Origin of the sequence: Ramlibacter sp. Leaf400 (assembly GCF_001424545.1) — a bacterium.
Lineage (GTDB): Bacteria > Pseudomonadota > Gammaproteobacteria > Burkholderiales > Burkholderiaceae_C > Ramlibacter.
This window is the reverse complement of the sequence record NZ_LMQL01000006.1, coordinates 98466-119048: the sequence shown is the minus strand read 5'-3', so window position 1 is coordinate 119048 and position 20583 is coordinate 98466. Positions and strand designations below refer to the sequence as shown.

The following is a 20583-nucleotide window of genomic DNA, read 5'->3' as shown; positions in this document are numbered from 1 at the left end:
TGGGTCGAACAGAATTCCACTTTGGCACTCGATGCCGTCAGATGCGAGGCCCCCCTCGTCGCACCGGCGCCGAAGACGGGAGGCGTCCATGCCATCTCACTGCGCGCTGCTGCGCACCGCTCCGTTCAGACAGTTTCCGCGAGTCAGTTGTTCATCGACGAGCTGCGCCCGCTTGCCGCGGGCTCGCAGGGCCCGCACCACTGCGCGACGCTCGGCACAGAAATCGCCCCCCGCCGGGGACCCCCTGCCGCTGGANCGAGCTGCGCCCGCTTGCCGCGGGCTCGCAGGGCCCGCACCACTGCGCGACGCTCGGCACAGAAATCGCCCCCCGCCGGGGACCCCCTGCCGCTGGAGACAGCGGTGGTTCGCTGGGCAGGCCCGCACCGTCACTTCGGCTCCTCTTTTCGCCACGCCGTTCCCGCTCGCCCGGTTCCGTCATTCCCGCGAAGGCGGGAATCCAGTGCGTCCGCCTTCAGCGGACTGCCGGAAGCACTGGATCCCCGCCTCCGCGGGGATGACGGTGGCTAACAAAAGGCGATTGGCGGCGGCGAGTCGCACAGCGGGAGCAGCGAGTTCCTGCCCGCACCCGCACCCTGCTCCCACGCGGCAGGCGGTGCCTGGCCCGGGCGATTTGTGGGACGAGCCGGGCTTTCCGCGGCCCGGCCGTTGCGAGCCCTGCTCCCACGCGGCAGGCGGTGCCTGGCCCGGGCGATTTGTGGGACGAGCCGGGCTTTCCGCGGCCCGGCCGTTGCGAGCCGAAGGCGAGCTTGATATCAACCTCTGACTCGCGGCAGCTGTCTGAACGGAGCTGCGCAGCAGCGCAGTGAGTTCTGCCGCGCAGGCCGGGCCGCGGAATGCCCTGCGAGTTGGCGAGTGCAACGAGCCAACCGGCCCACCATGAGCCCGGGCCAGGCACCGCCTGCCGCGAGGGCGCACTGCCCAACCAAGCAGCAAAAACAAACTCAGCCGAAATTGGAATCTGACCCCAATCAGGACCGCGGCGCAGGCAACCGCCCCAGCAAATCCTCGATCGCCATCCCGACCCCCAGCAACCGCCGATCACTCCCCGCAGGCCCGTCAAGTTCCAGCCCCACGGGCAACCGCGTCGTCGCCCCCAGCCCCATAGGCAACTGGATGCCAGGCACACCCGCATTGCTCCCGGGGTCGGTGTTCTGGATCAAGAGCAGGAAATTCTCCAGGCTGCTCGCCTGCGCATCGGCGGGCAACGCGGTGCGCGGCACGGTGGGGAACACCAGTGCATCGAGCTTCTGCGCTGCGAAGGTGTCGGCGTACAGCTTCACCAGGCGGGGCCGGTGCACTTCCATGGCCGCCTTGTAGGCCGGCGCGGCATCGACGACGCCGCCGGACGGCGCGGGCAGCTTGCGGGGCAGCACCAGTCCCTCATAGGTGCCCTTGACGTCGGGGCTCGCGATGCGCGCGGCGATCTGCTGGATCGTCGCGCCAGTGCCCGTGCCGCGCAGGTAGGCCACCATGTCGTCGTAAGCCTCGTACAGGGCCAGCGGGAAACCCACCGCGCCGTTGAGCGTGGCCAGGTCCGCCATCGGGGTCTCGACCAGGGTGACGCCCGCCGAGCGAAGTTTCGCGGTGGCCGCATCCCACGCCGCGCGCGTGTCCGCGTCCAGGTTGGACAGCATGCCGGGCACCACCCCCAGCCGCACCGTGTTCAACGGCACCGGCGACACCGGAGCGCCACCGGCCACCACGCGGTCCATCAGCTCCACGTCGCGCATCGACAGCGCCATCGGGCCGGCCGTGTCCCGCGTGTGCGAGATCGGCGCGATGCCCGCCTGCGGGTAGCGGCCCATGGTCGGTCGCAACGACGCGCAGCCGTTGAACGCGCAGGGGATTCGCACCGACCCGCCGGTGTCCGTGCCCAGGCCCGCCGGCGCGATCCTCGCGCCGAGGGCGGCGCCGGTGCCGGAGGACGAGCCGCCCGCGACCTTGGTCGCGTCGTAGGCGTTGCGCACGCCGACCTGCGTGCCCGGGCCATTGAAATTGGGGTTGTAGCCGGTGACGCCGAACGCGAGCTCGTGCATGTTGGTCTTGCCCAGGACCACGGCGCCCGCTTCGCGCAACCGCGCGACGACGGGCGCATCGGCGGCCGGAACGAACCCGCCCAGGGCCGGCGTCCCCGCCGTCGATGGCAGCCGGGCCACGTGGATGTTGTCCTTCACCACGATGGGCAGGCCGTGCAGCGGCAGGCAGGCGCCCCCGGAGGCGCGGCGCTTGTCGGCCGCCTGCGCGGCGGCGATGGCGCCGGCTGCATCGAGCGTGACGAATGCATTGAGCTGGGCGCGCGACTGCGCGCGTTGCAGGTACGCACGCGTCAGCGCCTCGCTGCCGAGCTCGCCCGCGCACATGCGCCGCACCGCTTCGCTCGCGGTGAGGTTGTCGATGTCGGGGGCGCCCCGTGTGGCCGGCGGGGAGGTGCAACTGGCCAGCACGACGGCGGCGGCAGGCAGGACGATGCGCAGGTTGTTCTTCATGGCGCTCTCCTCGCGGCAGGTCCCGCGCCGCGCCCCTGCATTCGACGCCCGCGCGGCGCACCGGTCAACCGGCGCGCCCCACGAAGAGCTCAGCGCGCCGGCGCCACCCGCCAGACCGTGTTCCCGACGTCGTCGGCCACCAGCAGCGCGCCCTTGCCGTCGAGCGCGACGCCGACCGGACGGCCGAAGGCATCGCCGTCCTTACTCAGGAAGCCCGTCAGGAAGGTCTGCGGCGGACCCGAGGGCCGACCACCCGAGAACGGCACGAACACCACGTTGTAGCCCGCCAGGTCCTTGCGGTTCCAGGAGCCGTGCTGGCCGACGAAGGCGCCGCTGGCATAGGGCGAGGTCATGCGCGCGTCGGAGAACACCAGGCCCAGCGGCGCGACGTGCGCGCCCAGGCCGTAGTCGGGCGCGACCGCCTTGGCCACCATGTCGGGGCGGGGCGGCTTCACGCGCTCGTCCACGCGCTGGCCCCAGTAGCTCCAGGGCCAGCCATAGAAGGCCCCCTGCTTCACCGAGGTGAGGTAGTCGGGCACCAGGTTGTCGCCCAGCTCGTCGCGCTCGTTCACCACGGTCCACAGCGTCTTGCTCTGCGGCTCCCAGCCGAGCCCGTTGGGGTTGCGCAGGCCGGTGGCGAACAGGCGCTTGGTGCCCGACGAACGGTCCACTTCCCAGATCGCCGCGCGGCCTTCCTCGGACTCCATGCCGTTGTCGCCGATGTTGCTGTTGGAGCCCACCGTCGCATACAGCTTGCTGCCGTCGGGGCTGGCGATGATGTTCTTGGTCCAGTGGTGGTTGGCGCCGGCCGGCAGGTCGGTCACCTTGGCGGGCGCGGCGGTCACCTGCGTCTGGCCGGGCTGGTACGGCACCTTCACGATGGCGTCGGCGTTGGCGATAAACAGCTCGTTGCCCACCAGCGCCATGCCGAAGGGCGAATTCAGCCCGCTCATGAACACGCTGCGGGTCTCGGCCACGCCGTCGCCATCCGTATCGCGCAGCATCGTGATGCGGTTGGCGCTGGGCACCTCGGCGCCGGCGCGCTTCATCACCAGCTCCATCGCCTTGCCGCGCACGCCTTCGCCATGCACGTTCTTCGAGCCCGGCTCCGGCTTGGGCTTGTTGGTTTCAGCCACGAGCACGTCGCCGTTGGGCAGCGTGTAGACCCAGCGCGGGTGTGTCAAGCCGCTGGCCAGCGCCGTCACCTTGAAGCCCGCGGGTGCGGTGGGCGCGGCGCCCTGGGGCCAGCCCTTGGCGGGCGCGATGTTGACGGTGGGGACCAGGCCGCTGTCCTGCGGCGCGGGCAGCGGCGGGTTGGGACCGGTGCCCGGCAGCGGGCCCTGCGCCACGGAGCCCGAAGCGCAGGCGACCAGGACGCAGGCGGCCGCCAGGGACGACAAGGTGGATTGGCTCGACGATTCCATGGGCGGCAGTGTGGAACTGCGCCCGCCGGGGAAGTTGTAGGCGAAAACCGCCAGAATCCCGTGCTGCGCCACCCACGAAACCGCCCCGAAAACCCATGACCCAGGATCTGTTCCGCCAGGACGCCTACCTGCAGGAATGCGATGCCACCGTGCTGTCTGCCGACGGCCAGGGCATCGTGCTCGATCGCACCGTGTTCTACCCGCTGGGCGGCGGCCAGGCCGGCGACAGCGGCGTGCTGGTGCTGGCCGATGGCCGCACCCTGGCGATCGCCGACACGCGCAAGGCCAAGGACGAGCAGGGCCAGCCCACCGACGGGATCTGGCACGTGCCCGCGCCCGGACAGGAGGACCTGCTGGCCGCGCTGCGGCCGGGCCAGCCCGTGGTCGCGCGCATCGCGTGGGACCGGCGCCACCGGCTGATGCGCTTCCACACCACCACTCACCTGCTGTGCCACCTGGTGCCGCAGCTGGTCAATGGCTGCTCCATCACGCCCGACTACGCGCGGCTGGACTTCAACATGACGGATGCGCTCGACAAGGAACAGCTCACCGACGGCATCGCCCGCCTGGTGGCGGCCGGGCTTCCGGTGGCGGTGGGATCGATCACCGACGAGGAACTCGACGCCAACCCGGCGCTGGTCAAGAGCATGTCGGTGCAGCCGCCGCGAGGCACCGGCCGCATCCGGACCATCCGCGTGGGCGGGCAAGAGCTGGTCGACTTCCAGCCCTGCGGTGGCACGCACGTGGCCAACACCTCCGAGATCGGGGCGGTGGTCGTCACCAAGATCGAGAAGAAATCGGCGACCACCCGCCGCGTGGTGCTGGGCTTCGCCTGACGCGCACAGGAACTTCCTTCGCACTGCCGCGCTCCGACACGACCATGACCGCCTTCCTGCGCCTGCTGTTCGCCCCGCTCCTGCTCCTGCTGGGCGCGGCCGCGCACGCGCAGGCCGGCGGGAAGTCGGTCGTCACCACCGAGCGCGTGCGCGCCGAACTGCTGGCCCATGCGCCCGAGGGCGTGGCGCCGGGCAAGCCAGTCTGGATCGGCCTGCAACTGGCGCACCAGCCCGAGTGGCACACCTACTGGAAGAACTCGGGCGACTCCGGCCTGCCCACGCAGCTGGAGTGGACGCTGCCGCCGGGCGTGCGGGCCGGCGACATCCAGTGGCCGGTGCCGGTCAAGATCCCGATCGGCACGCTGGCCAACTATGGCTACGAAGGCACGGTGCTGCTGCCGGTGCCGCTGGAGATCGCGCCCGACTTCAAGCCCTCGCTGGTGGCGCAGGAGCTGGACGTGCGGCTCAAGGCCAACTGGCTGGTCTGCCGCAAGGAGTGCATCCCGGAGGAAGGCGAGTTCGCCATCAAGCTGCCGATTCGCGGCAGCACCGCGGGCCACGCGCAGGCCTTCGAGGCGGCCTTCGCGGCCCAGCCGCGGCCGGTGGCGACGACGCCCGGCGGCATCATCCCCGACAGCACGGCCGGGATCGCCGACGGCGCACTGGAGATCCAGGTGCAGGGCCTGCCGGTGTCGGTGCGCGGCAAGCGGCTGGAGTTCTTCCCCGAGACGCCGGAGGTGATCGAGACCGCCGGCGCCTGGACCCAGGGCTGGAACGGCGCGGTGTGGACCGCCCGCGTGCCGCTCTCCCCGCAGCGCAGCGCCAGCCCCGGCGTGATGCCGGTGGTGGTGGCGGATGGCCGCCAGGGTTGGCGCGCCGAACTCAAGGTGGTGGGCACCTGGCCGAAAACGGCCGCACCCGCCGCGGTGTCGCCGGCGCTGGAGGAGGCGCTTCGCCGCAATGCATCCGGCTCCGCCCTGCCGCCCGGCCCGGGCATCGGCCTGCTGGCGGCGCTCGCCGGAGCGCTGCTCGGCGGCCTGATCCTCAACCTGATGCCCTGCGTGTTCCCCGTGCTCGCGATCAAGATGGTCGGTTTCGCCGGTCATGCAGGCGACGCCCGTCGCCGCCGCGTCGCCGGCGCGGCCTACACGGCCGGCGTGGTGCTGTCCTTCCTCGCGCTGGGCGGGCTGATGCTGGGGCTGCGGGCGGCCGGCGAGCAGCTCGGCTGGGGCTTCCAGCTGCAGTCGCCGCTGGTGGTCGCGGCGCTGGCCGCGCTGTTCACGCTGCTCGCGCTCAACCTGTCGGGCGTGTTCGAGTTCGGCGCGATGCTGCCCTCGTCGGTGGCGTCGATGGAGATGAAGCACCCGGTGGGCAACGCCTTCCTGTCCGGCGTGCTCGCGGTGGCCATCGCGTCGCCCTGCACCGCGCCGTTCATGGGCGCGTCGCTCGGCCTGGCGGTGACGCTGCCGCCGCCGCAGGCGCTGGCGGTGTTCGCGTTCCTCGGCCTGGGCATGGCCCTGCCCTACCTCGCGGCGAGCCTCGCGCCCGCGGCCGCGCGCTGGCTGCCGCGGCCCGGCGCGTGGATGGACGTGTTCCGCAGGCTGATGGCCTTCCCGATGTTCGCCACCGTGGCCTGGCTGGTGTGGGTGCTGGGCCAGCAGAGCGGCATCGACGGCGCCGGCGCCCTGCTCGCGCTGCTGGTGGCCATGAGCCTGCTGGTGTGGACGCTCACCTTGCGCGGCCGCGCGCGGCTGGCGCTGTCGGGCCTGGCGGCGCTGGGCCTGGTCGCGCTGGCCTGGGCCGCCGTGCCGCAGCTGGTGCAACTTCCGCCGGCCTCGCAGCAGGCGGCGCGCAGCGATGGCGACTGGCAGCCGTGGTCGGTGTCGCGCGTGGAGCAGTACGTGGCGGCGGGCCAGCCGGTGTTCGTCGATTTCACCGCCGCGTGGTGCGTCACCTGCCAGTACAACAAGAAGACCACGCTGACCGACCGCCAGGTGCTGGACGGCCTCAGGCGCCACAACGTCGCGCTGCTGCGCGCCGACTGGACCCGGCGCGATCCGGCCATCACGGCCGCGCTGTCGGCGCTGGGCCGCAGCGGCGTGCCGGTCTACGTCTTCTACCGGAAGGGCAGCCCGCCGGTGGTGCTGTCCGAGGTCCTGGGGGTGGAGGAAGTCTTGTCCGTCGTCTCGCAACAGTGAAAGGAATCCCCATGCTGCGCCGTCCCTTCATCGCCGCCTGCTCCTTCGCCGCGCTGGCGCCCTTCCTCGTGGCGGCGCACGCCGCGCCCGCCGTGGGCCAGCCTGCACCGGACTTCACGCTCACCGATGCGTCCGGCAAGGCCGTCAAGCTGTCGGACTTCCGCGGCAAGCACGTGGTGCTGGAGTGGACCAACCCCGGCTGCCCCTACGTTCGCAAGCACTACGACAGCGGCAACATGCCGGCCACGCAGCAGGAGGCGGTGGGCCGGGGCGTGGTGTGGCTGTCGATCAACTCCACCGAGAAGGGCGCGTACGACTACCAGGAGCCGGCCAAGGTGGCCGCGTGGATGAAGGAGCGCAAGTCCGCGCCCACGCACCTGCTGGGCGACGAGGAAGGCACGGCCGGCAAGGCCTACGGCGCCCGCACCACGCCGCACATGTACATCGTCGATCCGCAGGGCCGGCTGGCCTACGCCGGCGGCATCGACAGCATCCCCTCGAGCAACCCCGACGACATCAAGCGCGCCACCAACTACGTGAAGCAGGGGCTGGGCGAGGCGCTCGCGGGCAAGCCGCTGACGGTGGCGACCTCGCGGCCTTATGGGTGTTCGATCAAGTACAAGAGCGGGGCCTGAGGCAGAGGCGAGCGCACCTCGCCAATCAAGGTCACCGTCATTCCCGCGGAGGCGGGAATCCAGCGCAGCGCGCCCCCCCGGCGATTGAGGAAGGCGGAAGCCCTGGATTCCCGCCTCCGCGGGAATGACGAATTCCACCGAATGCAGCGCCCCCGCCACGTCCTCGTGCCGATCGCCCCGATTGGCGGAATTGCTTAGTTACGGCGGCTCACATCGCCTGACAATGGCTCCACGCATACCGCCGGGCACACGAGCGGGTGCGGCACCCCAGGGAGCGATTTCCACCATGTACGACTCGGCGGCCCTGCCACAGGCCGCAACCGATCACGTCCACCGGCCGCGGCGGCGATGGCTCCACCTGCTGTGGCGCCTGCTGGCGCGCCTGCGCGGCGGCAGCCCCGCCCTGCTGGACCGCCCGGGCCTGCTGGCGGCGGGCAACCGGCTGCTGGCGCGCAGCCACCGCCGCAGCGCCGCCCTGATCGTCTTCGACTTCGAGGAGCTGCCCGAGTTGAGCGAGCTCTATGGCCAGCCCGCGCGGCGCCGGGCCCTGCGCCAGGTCGCGGACGACCTGCGCCTGGTGGCCGGCGTGCAGGGCCTGGCGGCCCGCACCGGCCCCACCCAGTTCACGCTGCTGATCACCGACTGCACCCGCCAGCAGGCGCTGGACCGCGCCGTGCGCGTGCTGGGCTCGCCCTGCCGCATCGAGCTGGACCTGGACGGCGGCGAAGCCGTGCTGGTGCCCGACCTGCTGGTCGACGAGTTGCCGCCTTCCAGCGGCGGCCTGTCCGTGCTGCAGCAGCAGCTGGGTGAACGCCTGGCGGCGCACCGGCGCCACCGCAAGCTGCGCGAGCAGTACATGCGCCGTTCGCGCGAGCGCTACAGCAGGTTCGGCTCGCTGGACTCGACGGACTCCTACGCCAGCCGCGACTGAAAGCGGCTCGGACTACCGCGGCCCCTCGGCGGGCTGCAAGCGCGTCAGGTCTTTTCCCGATCCGACCCCAGCGACATCAAGTAGCGCTCCAGCACCGCCAGTTCCGCCTCCGTCGGCCGGCCTTTGCCCGCGATGGCGCCGAACACCAGCCCGCGGAAGCTCTCCCGCGGGTAGTGGTCGACGAAGCCCCAGCCGATCAGCAGCTGGTCGAACGCGGCGTTCGGAAGCTGCGCGCGCATCTGGCCGGCCTCGCGGCCGTTGACCCTCAGCGCTTGTGATCCCCCCGCGCTGGCCAGCGTGAGCACGGCCGGCACGCGGGGCGGCAGGCTGTCCGGCGCGCCGACCACCACCGGCTGGCCGCGCCCGTCGCTCCAGCGCGCCTGCGGCCGCCCGCGTTCGAGCACGAGTTCGCTGAACTGCCGCTGCTCGGCGCGCGACGCCTGGAACACCGCGCCGCTGGCGTTGGCGTCCGGCGACACGATCGCGACGATGGCGAAGTGGTCGTCCTGCAGGTCGTACAGCACGCGGTCGCGCGGCCGCGGCTGCACGCCGGGCAGGGGCGCGCGCTTTTTGCACCACAGGCCCCAGCTCCCCGGCGCCGACATGTCCATCGCCTTGCGACCGTCGACGGTCCGCATCACGGGCGGTTTGGCGGGGCCCATGGCCGCACTGTCATCGTTCAGGAAGCACAGCATCTCCATCGCGTTGCCGGCGCTCGAGCCGAAACCGGTGTCGGCCACCGCGCGCAGCGGCTGGCCGTCCTGCGACGGCGCGCCACGCACGTAGTCGGTGTGGCCGTGGGCCATCTCCCATTTGCCCGCGGCGTACTTGGCCAGGAGGGCATGCGCCGCGTCGGCCAGGTTTGCGCCCGCGGCCGCCACCGGATCGGCGAGCGAATACACCTTGCGGGGCGGCGGCGCCTGCAGGCCGCCGGCCACGGTGTAGCTGAGCGTGGTGACCCGGTCGGGCTCGGGCGTGAATGTGAAGCTGTCGGAGCCGTTGGCACCGGCGGGGAGCGTGAGCGTGGTCTTGCCCAGCCGGCCGCCGCCACTGGACGCGACCTGCACGCTGACCGGCTGCGCCAGCCAGCCGCGCGCGTACACGGTGATCGTCACCTCGCGGCCATTCGCCGACCAGCCGCCGCCGTCGTCGTACAGCGCCACCCTGGCCTCGTGGGCCGCCTGCTGCAGGGGGCCGGCCACGGCCGGCTCCAGGGTGCGGTGCTGGTGCCACCCGGGCACATGGTGGATCGGGTAGTTGCGCACCGGCCAGTGGTTGCCGCCCATCCAGCTGTAGACCTCGACGCCTTCACGCGCGGCCTGCGCCAGCGTGCGCTGGAACATCTCCTGCCAGCGCGCGTCGCCCAGCGGCATGCCGATCTCGGTGAGGGCCAGCTTCAGGTTCTTCTCGCGGGCCCAGCTGGCGGCCAGGGCGAGGCGTTTCGCACCCGTGTCCATGTCGATGGCCCGCCGGCCCACGCCCGCGCTGAAGCCCTTGCCCACCTCGGTCTCGAAGTCGAACGCATGGCCGTTGCTCGCCGCGTCCAGGTACAGGTGGACCTCGTAGACCAAGTTCTCGCCGGCCAGCGGGAAGCCGGGGTTGCGGCTGGCCATGGACATGGCCGCGCTCCATTCGTTGCCGGCCACGTAGATCGGCGTGCGCGGATCGACCTTGCGGATCGCCGCCACCGCCGCGCGCGCGTAGGCCGGCCAGATCGCGAGGTCCTCGCCGCCGCCCTGGCTCTCCTGCAACTGCCCGGGCCGGGGCAGGTCGTGCGGCTCGTTCATCAGGCCGTAGCCCGCCAGGCCGGCGTGGTCCTTCCAGCGCCGCGCGGCCCGCGTCCAGAAATCGGCGAAGTGCGCCTGGGTCAGCGTGGCCCCGGCTGCGAGCGAGAAGATGCGTTCCTGCACGCCGCCCGCGTCCTCGGTGTAGGCGCGCTGCAGCGGCGTGGGCCCGGGCTTGAGCCCGGGAACACTGCCATCGGGCGCGTAGCGGAAGTCGCGGTAGCGGCAGTAGTTGTGCAGGTCCAGGATGACCTTGGCGCCCACGGCCGCGTGGGCATCGAGCACGTCGGTGATGGCCTGCGCGTACTGCGCATGGAACTCGCCGGGCTCGCCCACCAGCGAACGCGCCTGCGCGTTGGGCCGGGCGTCGTGCAACACCGGCTGCAGCATCTCCCACAGCACCGGCAGCCGGTTGCGGCGGAAGCCCTGGTCGGCCAGCCAGGCGATGTCGGCCCGGCGCGGCACGGTGAAGTGCACGTTGGGCGCCGAGCTGCCGCCCTTGCGGATGCCGGGCTTGGGCCACTCCATGCCCGAGAGGTTGGTGCCCACGGTGAAGCCCGGCCGTGGCGGGTGCGCGTTGCCGTTCTCGCTCCAGAGGCAGCCCGGCAGCGCCGGCACCGCGCCGGCCGCCGCCCACTGCATCAGCGTGCGCCTGCGGATCAGTTCCATGTCATGTCTTGAGCCCATCGGAGCGCACCTTAGGCTGAGCCAGCGGTCGGGGAGGTAGGACGGTTTCGCGTTTTCGCGCGCCGTACACTGGCGCGCATGAGCTCCGCACCGCCGCCCGAAGGGGCTCGCATCGCAGTGCGCAGCACGGAGGTTTTCCAGTGAACTCGATCTTCCAGCTGCGGCACATCCTGGGCACCTGCCGCACCCTCGCCGTGGTGGGCCTGTCGCCGCAGTGGCACCGGCCGAGCTTCTTCGCGGCCAAGTACATGCAGGCGCACGGCTACCGCATCGTGCCGGTGAACCCGGGCGCGCAGGAGATCCTGGGCGAGCGCTGCCACCCGAGCCTCGCGGCCGCGGCCGAGGCCCTGGGCGCGCAGGGCGTGAAGATCGACATGGTCGACTGCTTCCGGCGCAGCGAGGACATCCCGCCGATCGCGCGCGAGGCCATCGCCATCGGCGCGAAGTGCCTGTGGCTGCAACTGGGCGTGGTGAACGAGGAGTCGGCGGCGCAGGCGCGCGCCGCGGGCCTGGACGTCGTGATGGACCGCTGCGTGAAGATCGAGCACGCGCGCCTCTTCGGTGGCCTCAACTGGGCCGGCGTGAACACGCGCGTGATCTCCGCGCGCCGCCCGCAGCAACTGCCTTACTGAAAAAAGAACGAAGGACCTCATGGCCCAGGACCGCGAATTCGGATTCGCCACGCGTGCCGTGCACGCCGGCGCCATCCCCGACCCGGTGACCGGCGCGCGCGCCACGCCGATCCACCAGACCACCAGCTTCGTGTTCGACTCGGCCGAGCACGCGGCCAGCCTGTTCAACCTGCAGACCTTCGGCAACGTCTACAGCCGCATCAGCAACCCCACGGTGGCGGTGCTGGAGGAGCGCGTGGCCTCCCTCGAAGGCGGCCGCGCGGCGCTGGCCTGCGCCACCGGCATGGCGGCGCAGATGACGGCGCTGCTGGCCATCGTGAAGGCGGGCGACCACATCGTGGCGGCGTCCACGCTGTACGGCGGCACGGTGGGGCAGCTGGGCGTGGGCTTCGCGCGGCTGGGGATCGAGACCACCTTCGTGGACCCCGCCGACCCGGACAACTTCCGCAAGGCGATCCGGCCCACCACTCGCGCGGTCTACGGCGAGACGCTGGGCAATCCGCGCGTGAACGTGTTCGACATCGAGCCGGTGGCGAAGATCGCGCACGAGCACGGCCTGCCGCTGGTGATCGACAACACGGTGGCCAGCCCCTACCTGTGCAACCCCTTCGCCTTCGGCGCCGACATCGTCGTGCACAGCGCGACCAAGTACCTGGGAGGCCACGGGACCACGATGGCCGGCGTGGTGGTGGAGTCGGGCAAGTTCGACTGGGGCTCGCCGCTTTCGCGCGACAAGTTCCCCGAGATGCTGGAGCCCAGCAAGGCTTATCACGGCGTCAAGTTCTACGAGACCTTCGGCGACTTCGGCTACACGATGAAGGCGCGCATGGAGGTCAACCGCACCTTCGGCGGTTCGCTGTCGCCCCTGAATGCGTGGCTGATCCTGCAGGGCATCGAGACGCTGCACCTGCGCATGCAGGCGCACTGCCGCAACGCGCTGGCCGTGGCGCAGTTCCTGGCCGAGCATCCGCTGGTGAGCTGGGTGAACTATCCGGGCCTGTCCTCTTCCGCGGACCATGCGCTGGCGAAGAAGCAGTTCCGTGCGGTCGATGGCACGCCGGGGTGCTCGGGCATCCTCACGTTCGGCATCAAGGCGGCCGATCCCGCGCGTGCGGGCGAGCGCTTCATCGATGCCTGCGAGTTCGCCAGCCACCTGGCGAACATCGGCGATGCGAAGACGCTGGTGATCCATCCGGCGTCGACGACGCACCGGCAACTGGACGACGCGCAATTGGCGCAGGCCGGGGTGAGCGCGGACATGGTCCGGCTGTCGGTGGGGATCGAGGAGTGCGAAGACATCCTGTGGGACGTGGACCAGGCGTTGCGCAAGGCGGTGGGCTGAGAGGGCGCCTCCCCATCCCCGCCGACAAGCACGTCATCCCGTCAATCAACTCCCGTCATCCCCGCGAAGGCGGGGATCCAGGGCTTCGGGCAGTCCGCCGGAAAGGCGGACGCACTGGATTCCCGCCTTCGCGGGAATGACGACGTGGGGCCAAACGTAGCCCAGGCACGGCCCCAACTCACACCCTGTTTCCCGCCCCGCCGCGCGTCAGCGCGAGTCCGACAGCCGCGCAGGCGCTTGAGGGACGCCGCGCGGGCGCGCGGCTTCCTAAGCTCCCTGCATGTCCGAATGGATCATCAGCGTCATCGAGCGCACCGGCTACCTGGGCATCGCACTGCTGATGATGCTGGAGAACGTGTTCCCGCCGATCCCCTCGGAACTCGTGCTGCCGTTCGCCGGCTACGTGGCGGCCTCGGGCAAGCTGCAGCCGGTGGGCGTGCTGGTCGCGGCCGTCACCGGGTCGCTGCTGGGCGCGCTGCCCTGGTACTGGCTCGGCCGCAAGCTGGGGCACGGCGGCCTGCAGCGGTTCGCGCAGCGGCATGGCCGGCTGCTCACGCTGGAGCCGCAGGACATCGACCGCGCGCAGGCGTGGTTCAAGCGGCACGGGCCGATGTCGGTGGCGTTCGGGCGCCTGGTGCCCGCCGTGCGCAGCGTGATCTCCATGCCCGCCGGCGTGGGCCGCATGCCGGTGGCGAGCTTCCTGCTCTGGTCGCTGGTCGGCACGACGGCCTGGAGCGCGCTGCTGATGGGCGTGGGCTACATGCTGCAGTCGCGCTACGAGGAAGCCAAGGACCTGGTCGAGTGGATCACCCGCGGCGTGCTGGTGGTCCTGGTGGGCGGCTACCTGTGGCGCGTGTGGCGGTTCGGCAAGGCGGACCGCAAGCGCGAGCAGGAAGCCGCCTGAGCGGCTAGAAGTACACGTTGTACCGCTCGCCCTTGAACCCCAGCACCGCGCTTTCCGGCCGCACCTGCTGCAGCACGACGCCCGACCCCAGGTCGGCGCCTTCGCGGACCACCTGGCCGTTGACGATCAGCATGCGCCGCGCCGGATCGGGCGAATAGACGGCGCCGCTGATCACCAGCCTCGGCGCATCGGGCGGCAGCCCGCGCACCGGCTGCCCGGCGGCCGCCGCCGGGGCCGCGCCGCCAGGAGCCGGACGGTTGGCGGCAAAGGGCGGCGTGACCTGCGCGGGCGGTTGCGGATTCGTGATCGGCGGCGCGGCCGATCCCTCCGCCTCCTCGGCCGGCTGCGCGGGCGCCTGTCCGTTTGCGCGCCGCGAGGCGGGGCTGCCTTGCGGGGACGGCACGGCGGACATCGCGGGCGGCTGCGGGTTCACCGACGAGGACGGCCGGCCGCTCGGCCCGGCCATGTTCGGGCCCGCGCCCATCGCCTGCCCTTGCGATGGAAGCTGCGGCTGCGGCGCCGGCACCTGCGCCTGGGGCGGGACCTGCTGCGCCGGCTGCGGCTGCACCACCACCGGCCCGCCGCCCGGCTGCACGACCACCGGCGCGGCGCCGGGCTGCACCACCATCGGCGAGGGCGTGTTCGCCGGTGCCGGTGCGGGCGCCCTGTCGGCGCCGAAAGGCCGGCCGCCGAAGGGCTCGACCGGCGTGACCTGCGCGCCGGCGCCCGCGGCCGCGGCCAGCGCCACCACGCCGAACGCGAACCGCGCGACCCCGAGGCGCACGGCCGGGAATTCGAGACGGTTCATGTCGTCCTCCTTCAAGCCATGGCCGGCACGAGCAGCCGGCCGGCGTGCCCTTTCTGCCGATACTGCGCCAGCACCTCCTGCGCGACCTGGTGCACAGCCTGCGCTTCGCACAGGGCCACGCAGGCGCCGCCGAAACCAGGGCCGGTCAGGCGCGCCCCGTACACGCCCGGCTGCCGCTGCAGCAGCCCCACCAGCAGGTCGAGTTCGGGCGTGGACGCCTCGAAGTCGTCGCGCAGGCTGGCATGCGAGGCGTTCATCAGCTCGCCGAAGGCCCGGGCGTCCTTGCAGGCCGCGGCGCGCAGCACGCGGGCGTTCTCGGTGAACACGTGGCGGGCCCGGCGCTTGGGGATCTCGGGCAGCGCCTCGATCGGCTCCAGGTGCTCGACGTCGCGCAGCGACGGAACGCCCAGCAGCCGCGCCGCTTCCTCGCACTCCAGGCGGCGCTGGCCGCAGCCGCTGGTGGCCTGGCTGCGCGGCACCCCGGAGTCCAGCACCAGCACCTGGCTGCCTGTCGGCAGCGGCACGGCGCGGCGCTCCAGCGAGCGGGCGTCCACCAGCAGCGCCTCGTCGGTGCCGCCCAGGCTGGACGCGATCTTGTCCAGGATGCCGCAGCGCTCGCCGGCGTACTGGATCTCGGCCTGCTGGGCCAGCTGCGCGATGCGCTCGTCGTCCACCGCGAACGGCAGCAGCTCGCGCAGGCAGCGCAGCGTGGCCACCTCCAGCGCGGCGCGGGAGGCCAGGCCCATGCCCGTCGGGACTTCCGAGCCCACGTGGATGTCCAGCGGCGGCACCTCGGCGCCTTCCTCGCGCGCCAGGCGGAGGCACCCGTAAACGTAGCTGGCGAAATGCTGGCCCGGGTCCTCCTCCAGCGTGAACTCCACCGTGCCGGGCAGATTCGCCGCGTACAGGCGGAAATGCGAGCGCCCGTTGCGGCGCATCGCCACCCGGGTCTGCTGCGGGATCGCGACCGGGAGCACGAAGCCCTCGTGGTCGCACGTGTGTTCGCCCAGCAGGTTCACCCGGCCGGGCGCCTGCGCCTCGGCCTGCGGCCAGCCGTGGAACACCTGCTCGAATTCGCGGGCGCAGGGCGTGCGCGGATGCTCCGCGCGGGCCTGCACCTCGGCTTCCCATGCCACATGGCTCATGTCAGCGAGACCTCCACCTGTTGCGGACCGTGCCCATTCCCGCGGCAGCGCGTCCAGGGACCAGGAGCCCCGCTCGGGGGCGACGCGAAGAACTCCGTCCGTGGGCGGTGCCTCAGGACGTCGCGCCGGGCTTGCGCAGCCAGGCGAACAGGCCCGCCACGGGCTGCCCCTGGTCGATCCTCAGAGGATGCCGGGCCGTGGCGAGGACGTCGAAACCGGCATGGGCGGCCAGCATCCGGATGTAACGCTCCGAATGGGCGTAGCGCAGGCTCATGCGCAGCACGAAGCCTTCGTGCTCATCGGCCGCCTCCAGCGAGAAACAGAATGCGCCGCCGGGCTGGAGCACGCGTGCCGCGCCTTCGAACACGCGCTCCAGTGCGCCCACATAAATGAACACATCGGCCGCGACCAGCAGGTCGTAGCGGCGCGGCGTGGTCGCCAGGAACTCCGAGACGTCCGCCTGCGCGACCTCGTCGTACAGCCCGCCGGCGCGGGCGACGTCCACCATGTTGGCCGACAGGTCGATGCCCTCCAGCCGGTCGCAGCGCGGCCGCAGCAGCGGCGCGCACAGGCCGGTGCCGCAGCCGAGGTCGAGCGCGGCGGCGAAGCGCGGCGACGCCAGGCCCGCCGCGAGGATCTCCGGCGCCCGGTACTGCAGGGTGCCGGCCAGGTGCCGGTCGAAGTCCTGGGCGTAGGCGTCGAAGAGCTGCTCCACGTACTGCCTCGGCGGCGCCGCCGGTGCGCTTTCCTCGGCCAGGCCGGCCAGGTAATAGGACGTCAGCTGCGGGTCGGCGCCCTGCGCCAGCGCCCGGCGGTAGGCCTGCGCGGCCTCCGCGCGCCGGCCGAGCTCGCGCGCCAGCGTGCCGCGCAGGCTCCAGGCGGCGCCGTTGCCGGGCGACAGCGCGACGGCGCGGGTGATGGCCTCCAGCGCCTGCTCGCGCTGGCCGGTCTCGGCCAGCGCGGCGGCCAGGTGGCCCAGCGCCTCGGCGTTGTCCGGCTCCTGGCGCAGCGCCTCGCGCAGCAGCCTGGCGGCCTCCTCCACCCGTCCGAGCTTCAGGCGGGTGGCGCCCAGGTTGGTGAGCGTGGACGGCCGGCCCGGCACCAGCGCCAGCGCGGCGCTGAACTCGCGGTCGGCCGACTCGAAGCGGCCGGCGCGGTAGTGCGCCAGCCCCTGGAGGAAGAAGGCCTTGGCCTGTTCGACGCGGGCGTCCATGGCCCCGGATCATAGGAGCGGCCTGCGACAATCCCGTGATGCCTTTCGCTCCCCTGAAGAACGACACGTTCCTGCGCGCCTGCCGGCGCCAGGCCACGCCGTACACGCCCGTCTGGCTGATGCGGCAGGCCGGCCGCTACCTGCCGGAATACCGCGCCAGCCGCGAGCGGGCCGGCAGCTTCATGGGCCTGGCCACCAACCCGCAGTTCGCCACCGAGGTGACGCTGCAGCCGCTGGAGCGCTACGCGCTGGACGCGGCCATCCTGTTCTCCGACATCCTCACCGTGCCCGACGCGATGGGCCTGGGCCTGTCCTTCGCGACCGGCGAAGGCCCGCGCTTCGCCTCGCCGGTGCGCGACGAGGCGGCGGTGCGCAAGCTCGCGGCGCCGGACATGGACAAGCTGCGCTACGTGTTCGACGCGGTCACCTCGATCCGCCGGGCGCTCGACGGGCGGGTGCCGCTGATCGGCTTTTCCGGCAGCCCCTGGACGCTGGCCTGCTACATGGTGGAAGGCCAGGGCTCGGACGACTACCGCCTGGTCAAGTCGATGATGTATTCGCGGCCGGACCTGATGCACCGCATGCTGGAGGTCAACGCCGACGCGGTGGCCGCCTACCTCAACCAGCAGATCGAGGCCGGCGCCCAGGCCGTGATGGTGTTCGACAGCTGGGGCGGCGTGCTGGCCGACGGCGCCTTCCAGGAATTCAGCCTGGCGGCCACGCGGCGCGTGCTGGCGAAGCTGCACCGCGAGCACGACGGCCAGGCCATCCCGCGCATCGTCTTCACCAAGGGCGGCGGGCTCTGGCTCGAGGAGATGGGCGGGCTGGACTGCGACGTGCTGGGCGTGGACTGGACGGTGAACCTGGGGCGCGCCCGCGCCCTGGTGGGGGACCGCAAGGCGCTGCAGGGCAACCTGGACCCGAACGTGCTGTTCGCGCCGCCCGAGCGCATCGAAGAGCAGGTGCGCGCCACGCTGCGAAGCTTCGGCGCGCCGCACACCGGGCCCGGCACCGGGCCCACGCAGGTCTTCAACCTGGGCCACGGGATCAGCCAGCACACGCCGGCCGAAAACGTGCAGGTGCTGGTGGACGCGGTGCACAAGCTGTCGCAGCGGCAAGTTGTCGCGTGAAGGCGGGGCATCGGGAGTTACCCTAGTGGACGGATGGGGCAGGACGGCCCTTCGTCTTGACTTATGCACAAAAACCGTGTGGCGGGGCAACGCAATGCCGCCGGACGCCGCGATCCTGCTACGAAACCGATAGCGCCGCTAAGTCGTTGATTTTCCTAGGATTGCGGGAATGCCGCTTTTCGAGGCAAAGCGGCCAAGCCCTTGATTCGACGGGCTCTGCGGCGTCCCCGCGACGTTCTATCAACAAAGTTATCCACAAAAGCTCTGGACAGTGACAAAAGGCTGGCAAATCAACCACTTGGGTAAGTTTTCGCATCAAAGCTTAAGGAATCTTCCCTAACGATGAGTTCCTGGCCGCACCGACTGGCGGTGGTGGTGCCGACCCCCGCGCACAGCACGATCGCCGGTCCGCTCACCTACGGAAGTGAGTTCGCGCTTCCCCCTGGCACTTTGGTGCGCGTGCCGCTCGGCCAACGCGACGTGCTGGGCATCGTCTGGGGCGAAGCCGACGGCGATGCGCTGCCGGCCGGCGTCGAAAAAAAGATCGCCGGCACGCTCGAAGGATTGCCGCCGCTGGGCGAAGGCTGGCGCCGGCTGGTGGGGTTTGCAGCCGCTTACTACCAGCGCAGCGTCGGCGAGGTGGCGCTGGCGGCCGTGCCGCCCCAGCTGCGCGAACTCAGCCCCGAGCAGTGGGAAAGGCGCCAGCGTCGCAAGACGGCCACGGGCGAAGGCGCCCCGGCCGACGATCCGCCGCCTTTGACCGACGAACAGGCGGGGGCTTTGTCGCAAATCCGCACCGAACCGGGTCCCTTCCTTTTGTTCGGCGCCACCGGCAGCGGCAAGACCGAGGTCTATCTGCGCGCCGTGGCCGACGTGCTGGCGGCCGATGCGGCGGCCCAGGCGCTGGTGATGGTGCCGGAGATCAACCTCACGCCGCAGCTGCAGGCCCGCTTCGTCGAGCGCTTCGGCGAGGGCGCGGTGGTGGCCCTGCACAGCGGGATGACCAACCCGCAGCGGCTGAAGGCCTGGCTGGCGGCCCACACCGGCGCCGCCCGCATCGTGCTGGGCACGCGCATGGCGGTGTTCGCGTCCATCCCGAAGCTGGCGCTGATCGTGGTCGACGAGGAGCACGACCCCAGCTACAAGCAGCAGGAAGGCGCGCGCTACTCGGCGCGCGACCTGGCGCTGTACCGCGGCAAGCTGGAAGGCGCCAAGGTGGTGCTGGGCTCGGCCACGCCTTCGCTGGAGAGCTGGCAGGCCAGCGAGAAGGGCCGCTACCGGCGCCTGGCCATGCCCTCGCGCGTGGGCCAGGGCCGGCTGCCCGAGGTGCGGCTGGTGGACATGAACCACCAGCCCCGGGGCACGGTGGTGTCGCCGCCGCTGCTGCTGGCGATCCAGGAGCGCATCGCGCGCGGCGAGCAGGCGCTGCTGTTCCTCAACCGCCGCGGCTATGCGCCGGTGCTGGCCTGCACCGCCTGCGACTGGAAGAGCGAGTGCCCCAACTGCAGCGCCTTCCGCGTCTTCCACAAGATCGACCGAACGCTGCGCTGCCACCACTGCGGGTTCACCGAGCGCGTGCCGCGCGCCTGCCCCACCTGCGGCAACCTGGACATCGCGCCCGTGGGCCGCGGCACCGAGCAGCTGGAGGAGCACCTGGCGACGCTGTTCGCCGGCACGCTGCGGCCCGACGGCCAGCCGGCACGGGTCGCGCGCATGGACGCCGACACCACGCGCGCGAAGGGCTCGCTGGAAGCGCAGCTGGGCGAAGTGCATTCGGGCGCGGTGGACGTGCTGGTGGGCACGCAGATGGTGACCAAGGGGCACGACTTCCGCCGCATCACGCTGGTGGCCGCGCTCAATGCCGAGTCGGCGCTGTTCTCCAGCGACTTCCGCGCGCCCGAGCGCCTGTTCGCGCTGCTGATGCAGGCCGGCGGCCGCGCCGGCCGCGACGCCAGCCGCGCCGGCCACAGCCAGATGTGGGTGCAGACCTGGCACCCGGACCATCCGCTGTTCGCGGCCCTGCGAAAGCACGACTATCCCGCGTTCGCGCGCCAGCAGCTGGCCGAAAGGGAAGCCGCGGCCATGCCGCCGTTCTCGTTCCAGGCGCTCGTGCGGGCGGACGCGAGGACGCAGGAAGTGGCCCAGGCGTTCCTGCGGGCGGCCAGCGAGGCCGCGCAGGAGCTGCCGGAAGCCGACCAGGTGACGGTCTTTCCGCCCGTGCCGATGGCGGTGCAGCGCGTGGCGAACGTGGAGCGAGCGCAGATGGTGGTGGAGAGCGTCTCGCGGCCGGCGCTGCAAAGGTTCCTGGCGGGGTGGGGGCCGGTGCTGCAGGGGCAGCGGGTGAAGGGGTTGATCCGGTGGGCGGTGGATGTGGATCCGTTGGCGATCTAGCCCGCGGGTTCGCACA

The 20583-nt window shown here is 71.8% G+C and carries 15 protein-coding genes; 9 read left to right on the top strand and 6 right to left on the bottom strand.

Annotated elements, in window-relative coordinates; genetic code table 11:
- Nucleotides 1-989: 989 nt before the first annotated feature.
- A complete protein-coding gene (gene iaaH, locus ASG30_RS06005; RefSeq protein ID WP_082521931.1) occupies nt 990-2507 on the bottom strand; it encodes an indoleacetamide hydrolase in 1518 nt (505 codons plus the stop codon).
- An 89-nt stretch (nt 2508-2596) separates the two neighbouring features.
- The gene (locus ASG30_RS06000; protein ID WP_055894011.1) at nt 2597-3931 is read right to left on the bottom strand and encodes a PQQ-dependent sugar dehydrogenase; all 1335 of its coding nucleotides are present in this window, start codon (nt 3929-3931) and stop codon (nt 2597-2599) included.
- A 95-nt stretch (nt 3932-4026) separates the two neighbouring features.
- Between ASG30_RS06000 and ASG30_RS05995 the strand changes: the two genes are divergently transcribed.
- The 4 genes from ASG30_RS05995 to ASG30_RS05980 all read left to right on the top strand — a co-directional run bounded on the left by ASG30_RS05995 (nt 4027) and on the right by ASG30_RS05980 (nt 8531).
- Nucleotides 4027-4767 carry an alanyl-tRNA editing protein gene (locus ASG30_RS05995; RefSeq protein ID WP_055894000.1) on the top strand — a complete coding sequence of 247 codons (741 nt, stop codon included), beginning with the start codon at nt 4027-4029 and terminating at the stop codon, nt 4765-4767.
- A 44-nt stretch (nt 4768-4811) separates the two neighbouring features.
- Nucleotides 4812-6965 carry a protein-disulfide reductase DsbD family protein gene (locus tag ASG30_RS05990; protein ID WP_082521930.1) on the top strand — a complete coding sequence of 718 codons (2154 nt, stop codon included), beginning with the start codon at nt 4812-4814 and terminating at the stop codon, nt 6963-6965.
- Nucleotides 6966-6976: 11 nt separating this feature from the next.
- On the top strand, nt 6977-7600 hold the full coding sequence (locus tag ASG30_RS05985) for a thioredoxin family protein (protein WP_156385440.1): 624 nt from the start codon (nt 6977-6979) through the stop codon (nt 7598-7600).
- Between the two features lie 286 nt (nt 7601-7886).
- Entirely contained in the window at nt 7887-8531 is a 645-nt protein-coding gene (locus ASG30_RS05980; RefSeq protein ID WP_055893998.1) for a diguanylate cyclase domain-containing protein, read from the top strand.
- Between the two features lie 44 nt (nt 8532-8575).
- On the opposite strand, the gene ASG30_RS05975 is transcribed toward ASG30_RS05980, so the two are convergent.
- Nucleotides 8576-10984 carry a glycoside hydrolase family 5 protein gene (locus ASG30_RS05975; RefSeq protein WP_235579742.1) on the bottom strand — a complete coding sequence of 803 codons (2409 nt, stop codon included), beginning with the start codon at nt 10982-10984 and terminating at the stop codon, nt 8576-8578.
- 158 nt (nt 10985-11142) lie between these two features.
- On the opposite strand from ASG30_RS05975, the gene ASG30_RS05970 reads away from it, so the two are divergent.
- From ASG30_RS05970 to ASG30_RS05960, 3 genes are all read left to right on the top strand, one after another.
- Nucleotides 11143-11634, top strand: a complete 492-nt coding sequence (locus ASG30_RS05970; RefSeq protein ID WP_055893996.1) for a CoA-binding protein — start codon at nt 11143-11145, stop codon at nt 11632-11634.
- A gap of 19 nt (nt 11635-11653) precedes the next feature.
- Nucleotides 11654-12976, top strand: a complete 1323-nt coding sequence (locus ASG30_RS05965; RefSeq protein ID WP_055893994.1) for an O-acetylhomoserine aminocarboxypropyltransferase/cysteine synthase family protein — start codon at nt 11654-11656, stop codon at nt 12974-12976.
- Nucleotides 12977-13256: 280 nt separating this feature from the next.
- Nucleotides 13257-13880: a DedA family protein gene (locus tag ASG30_RS05960; protein WP_055893992.1), complete on the top strand. Its 624-nt coding sequence runs from the start codon at nt 13257-13259 to the stop codon at nt 13878-13880.
- A 4-nt stretch (nt 13881-13884) separates the two neighbouring features.
- On the opposite strand, the gene ASG30_RS05955 is transcribed toward ASG30_RS05960, so the two are convergent.
- From ASG30_RS05955 to ASG30_RS05945, 3 genes are all read right to left on the bottom strand, one after another.
- Nucleotides 13885-14688 (bottom strand): general secretion pathway protein GspB, encoded by an 804-nt coding sequence (locus ASG30_RS05955; protein ID WP_055893990.1) that lies wholly within the window; start codon nt 14686-14688, stop codon nt 13885-13887.
- An 11-nt stretch (nt 14689-14699) separates the two neighbouring features.
- Nucleotides 14700-15833, bottom strand: coding sequence for a galactokinase (galK, locus tag ASG30_RS05950; protein ID WP_082521928.1), 1134 nt, complete (start codon nt 15831-15833; stop codon nt 14700-14702).
- Nucleotides 15834-15945: 112 nt separating this feature from the next.
- Nucleotides 15946-17046 (bottom strand): tetratricopeptide repeat protein, encoded by a 1101-nt coding sequence (locus tag ASG30_RS05945; protein ID WP_055893989.1) that lies wholly within the window; start codon nt 17044-17046, stop codon nt 15946-15948.
- 38 nt (nt 17047-17084) lie between these two features.
- On the opposite strand from ASG30_RS05945, the gene hemE reads away from it, so the two are divergent.
- Both hemE and ASG30_RS05935 read left to right on the top strand, forming a co-directional pair.
- Complete coding sequence (hemE, locus tag ASG30_RS05940) at nt 17085-18176, top strand: uroporphyrinogen decarboxylase (protein WP_055893988.1); 1092 nt, start codon at nt 17085-17087, stop codon at nt 18174-18176.
- 342 nt (nt 18177-18518) lie between these two features.
- Nucleotides 18519-20567: a primosomal protein N' gene (locus ASG30_RS05935; RefSeq protein WP_055893986.1), complete on the top strand. Its 2049-nt coding sequence runs from the start codon at nt 18519-18521 to the stop codon at nt 20565-20567.
- Nucleotides 20568-20583 lie beyond the last annotated feature (16 nt).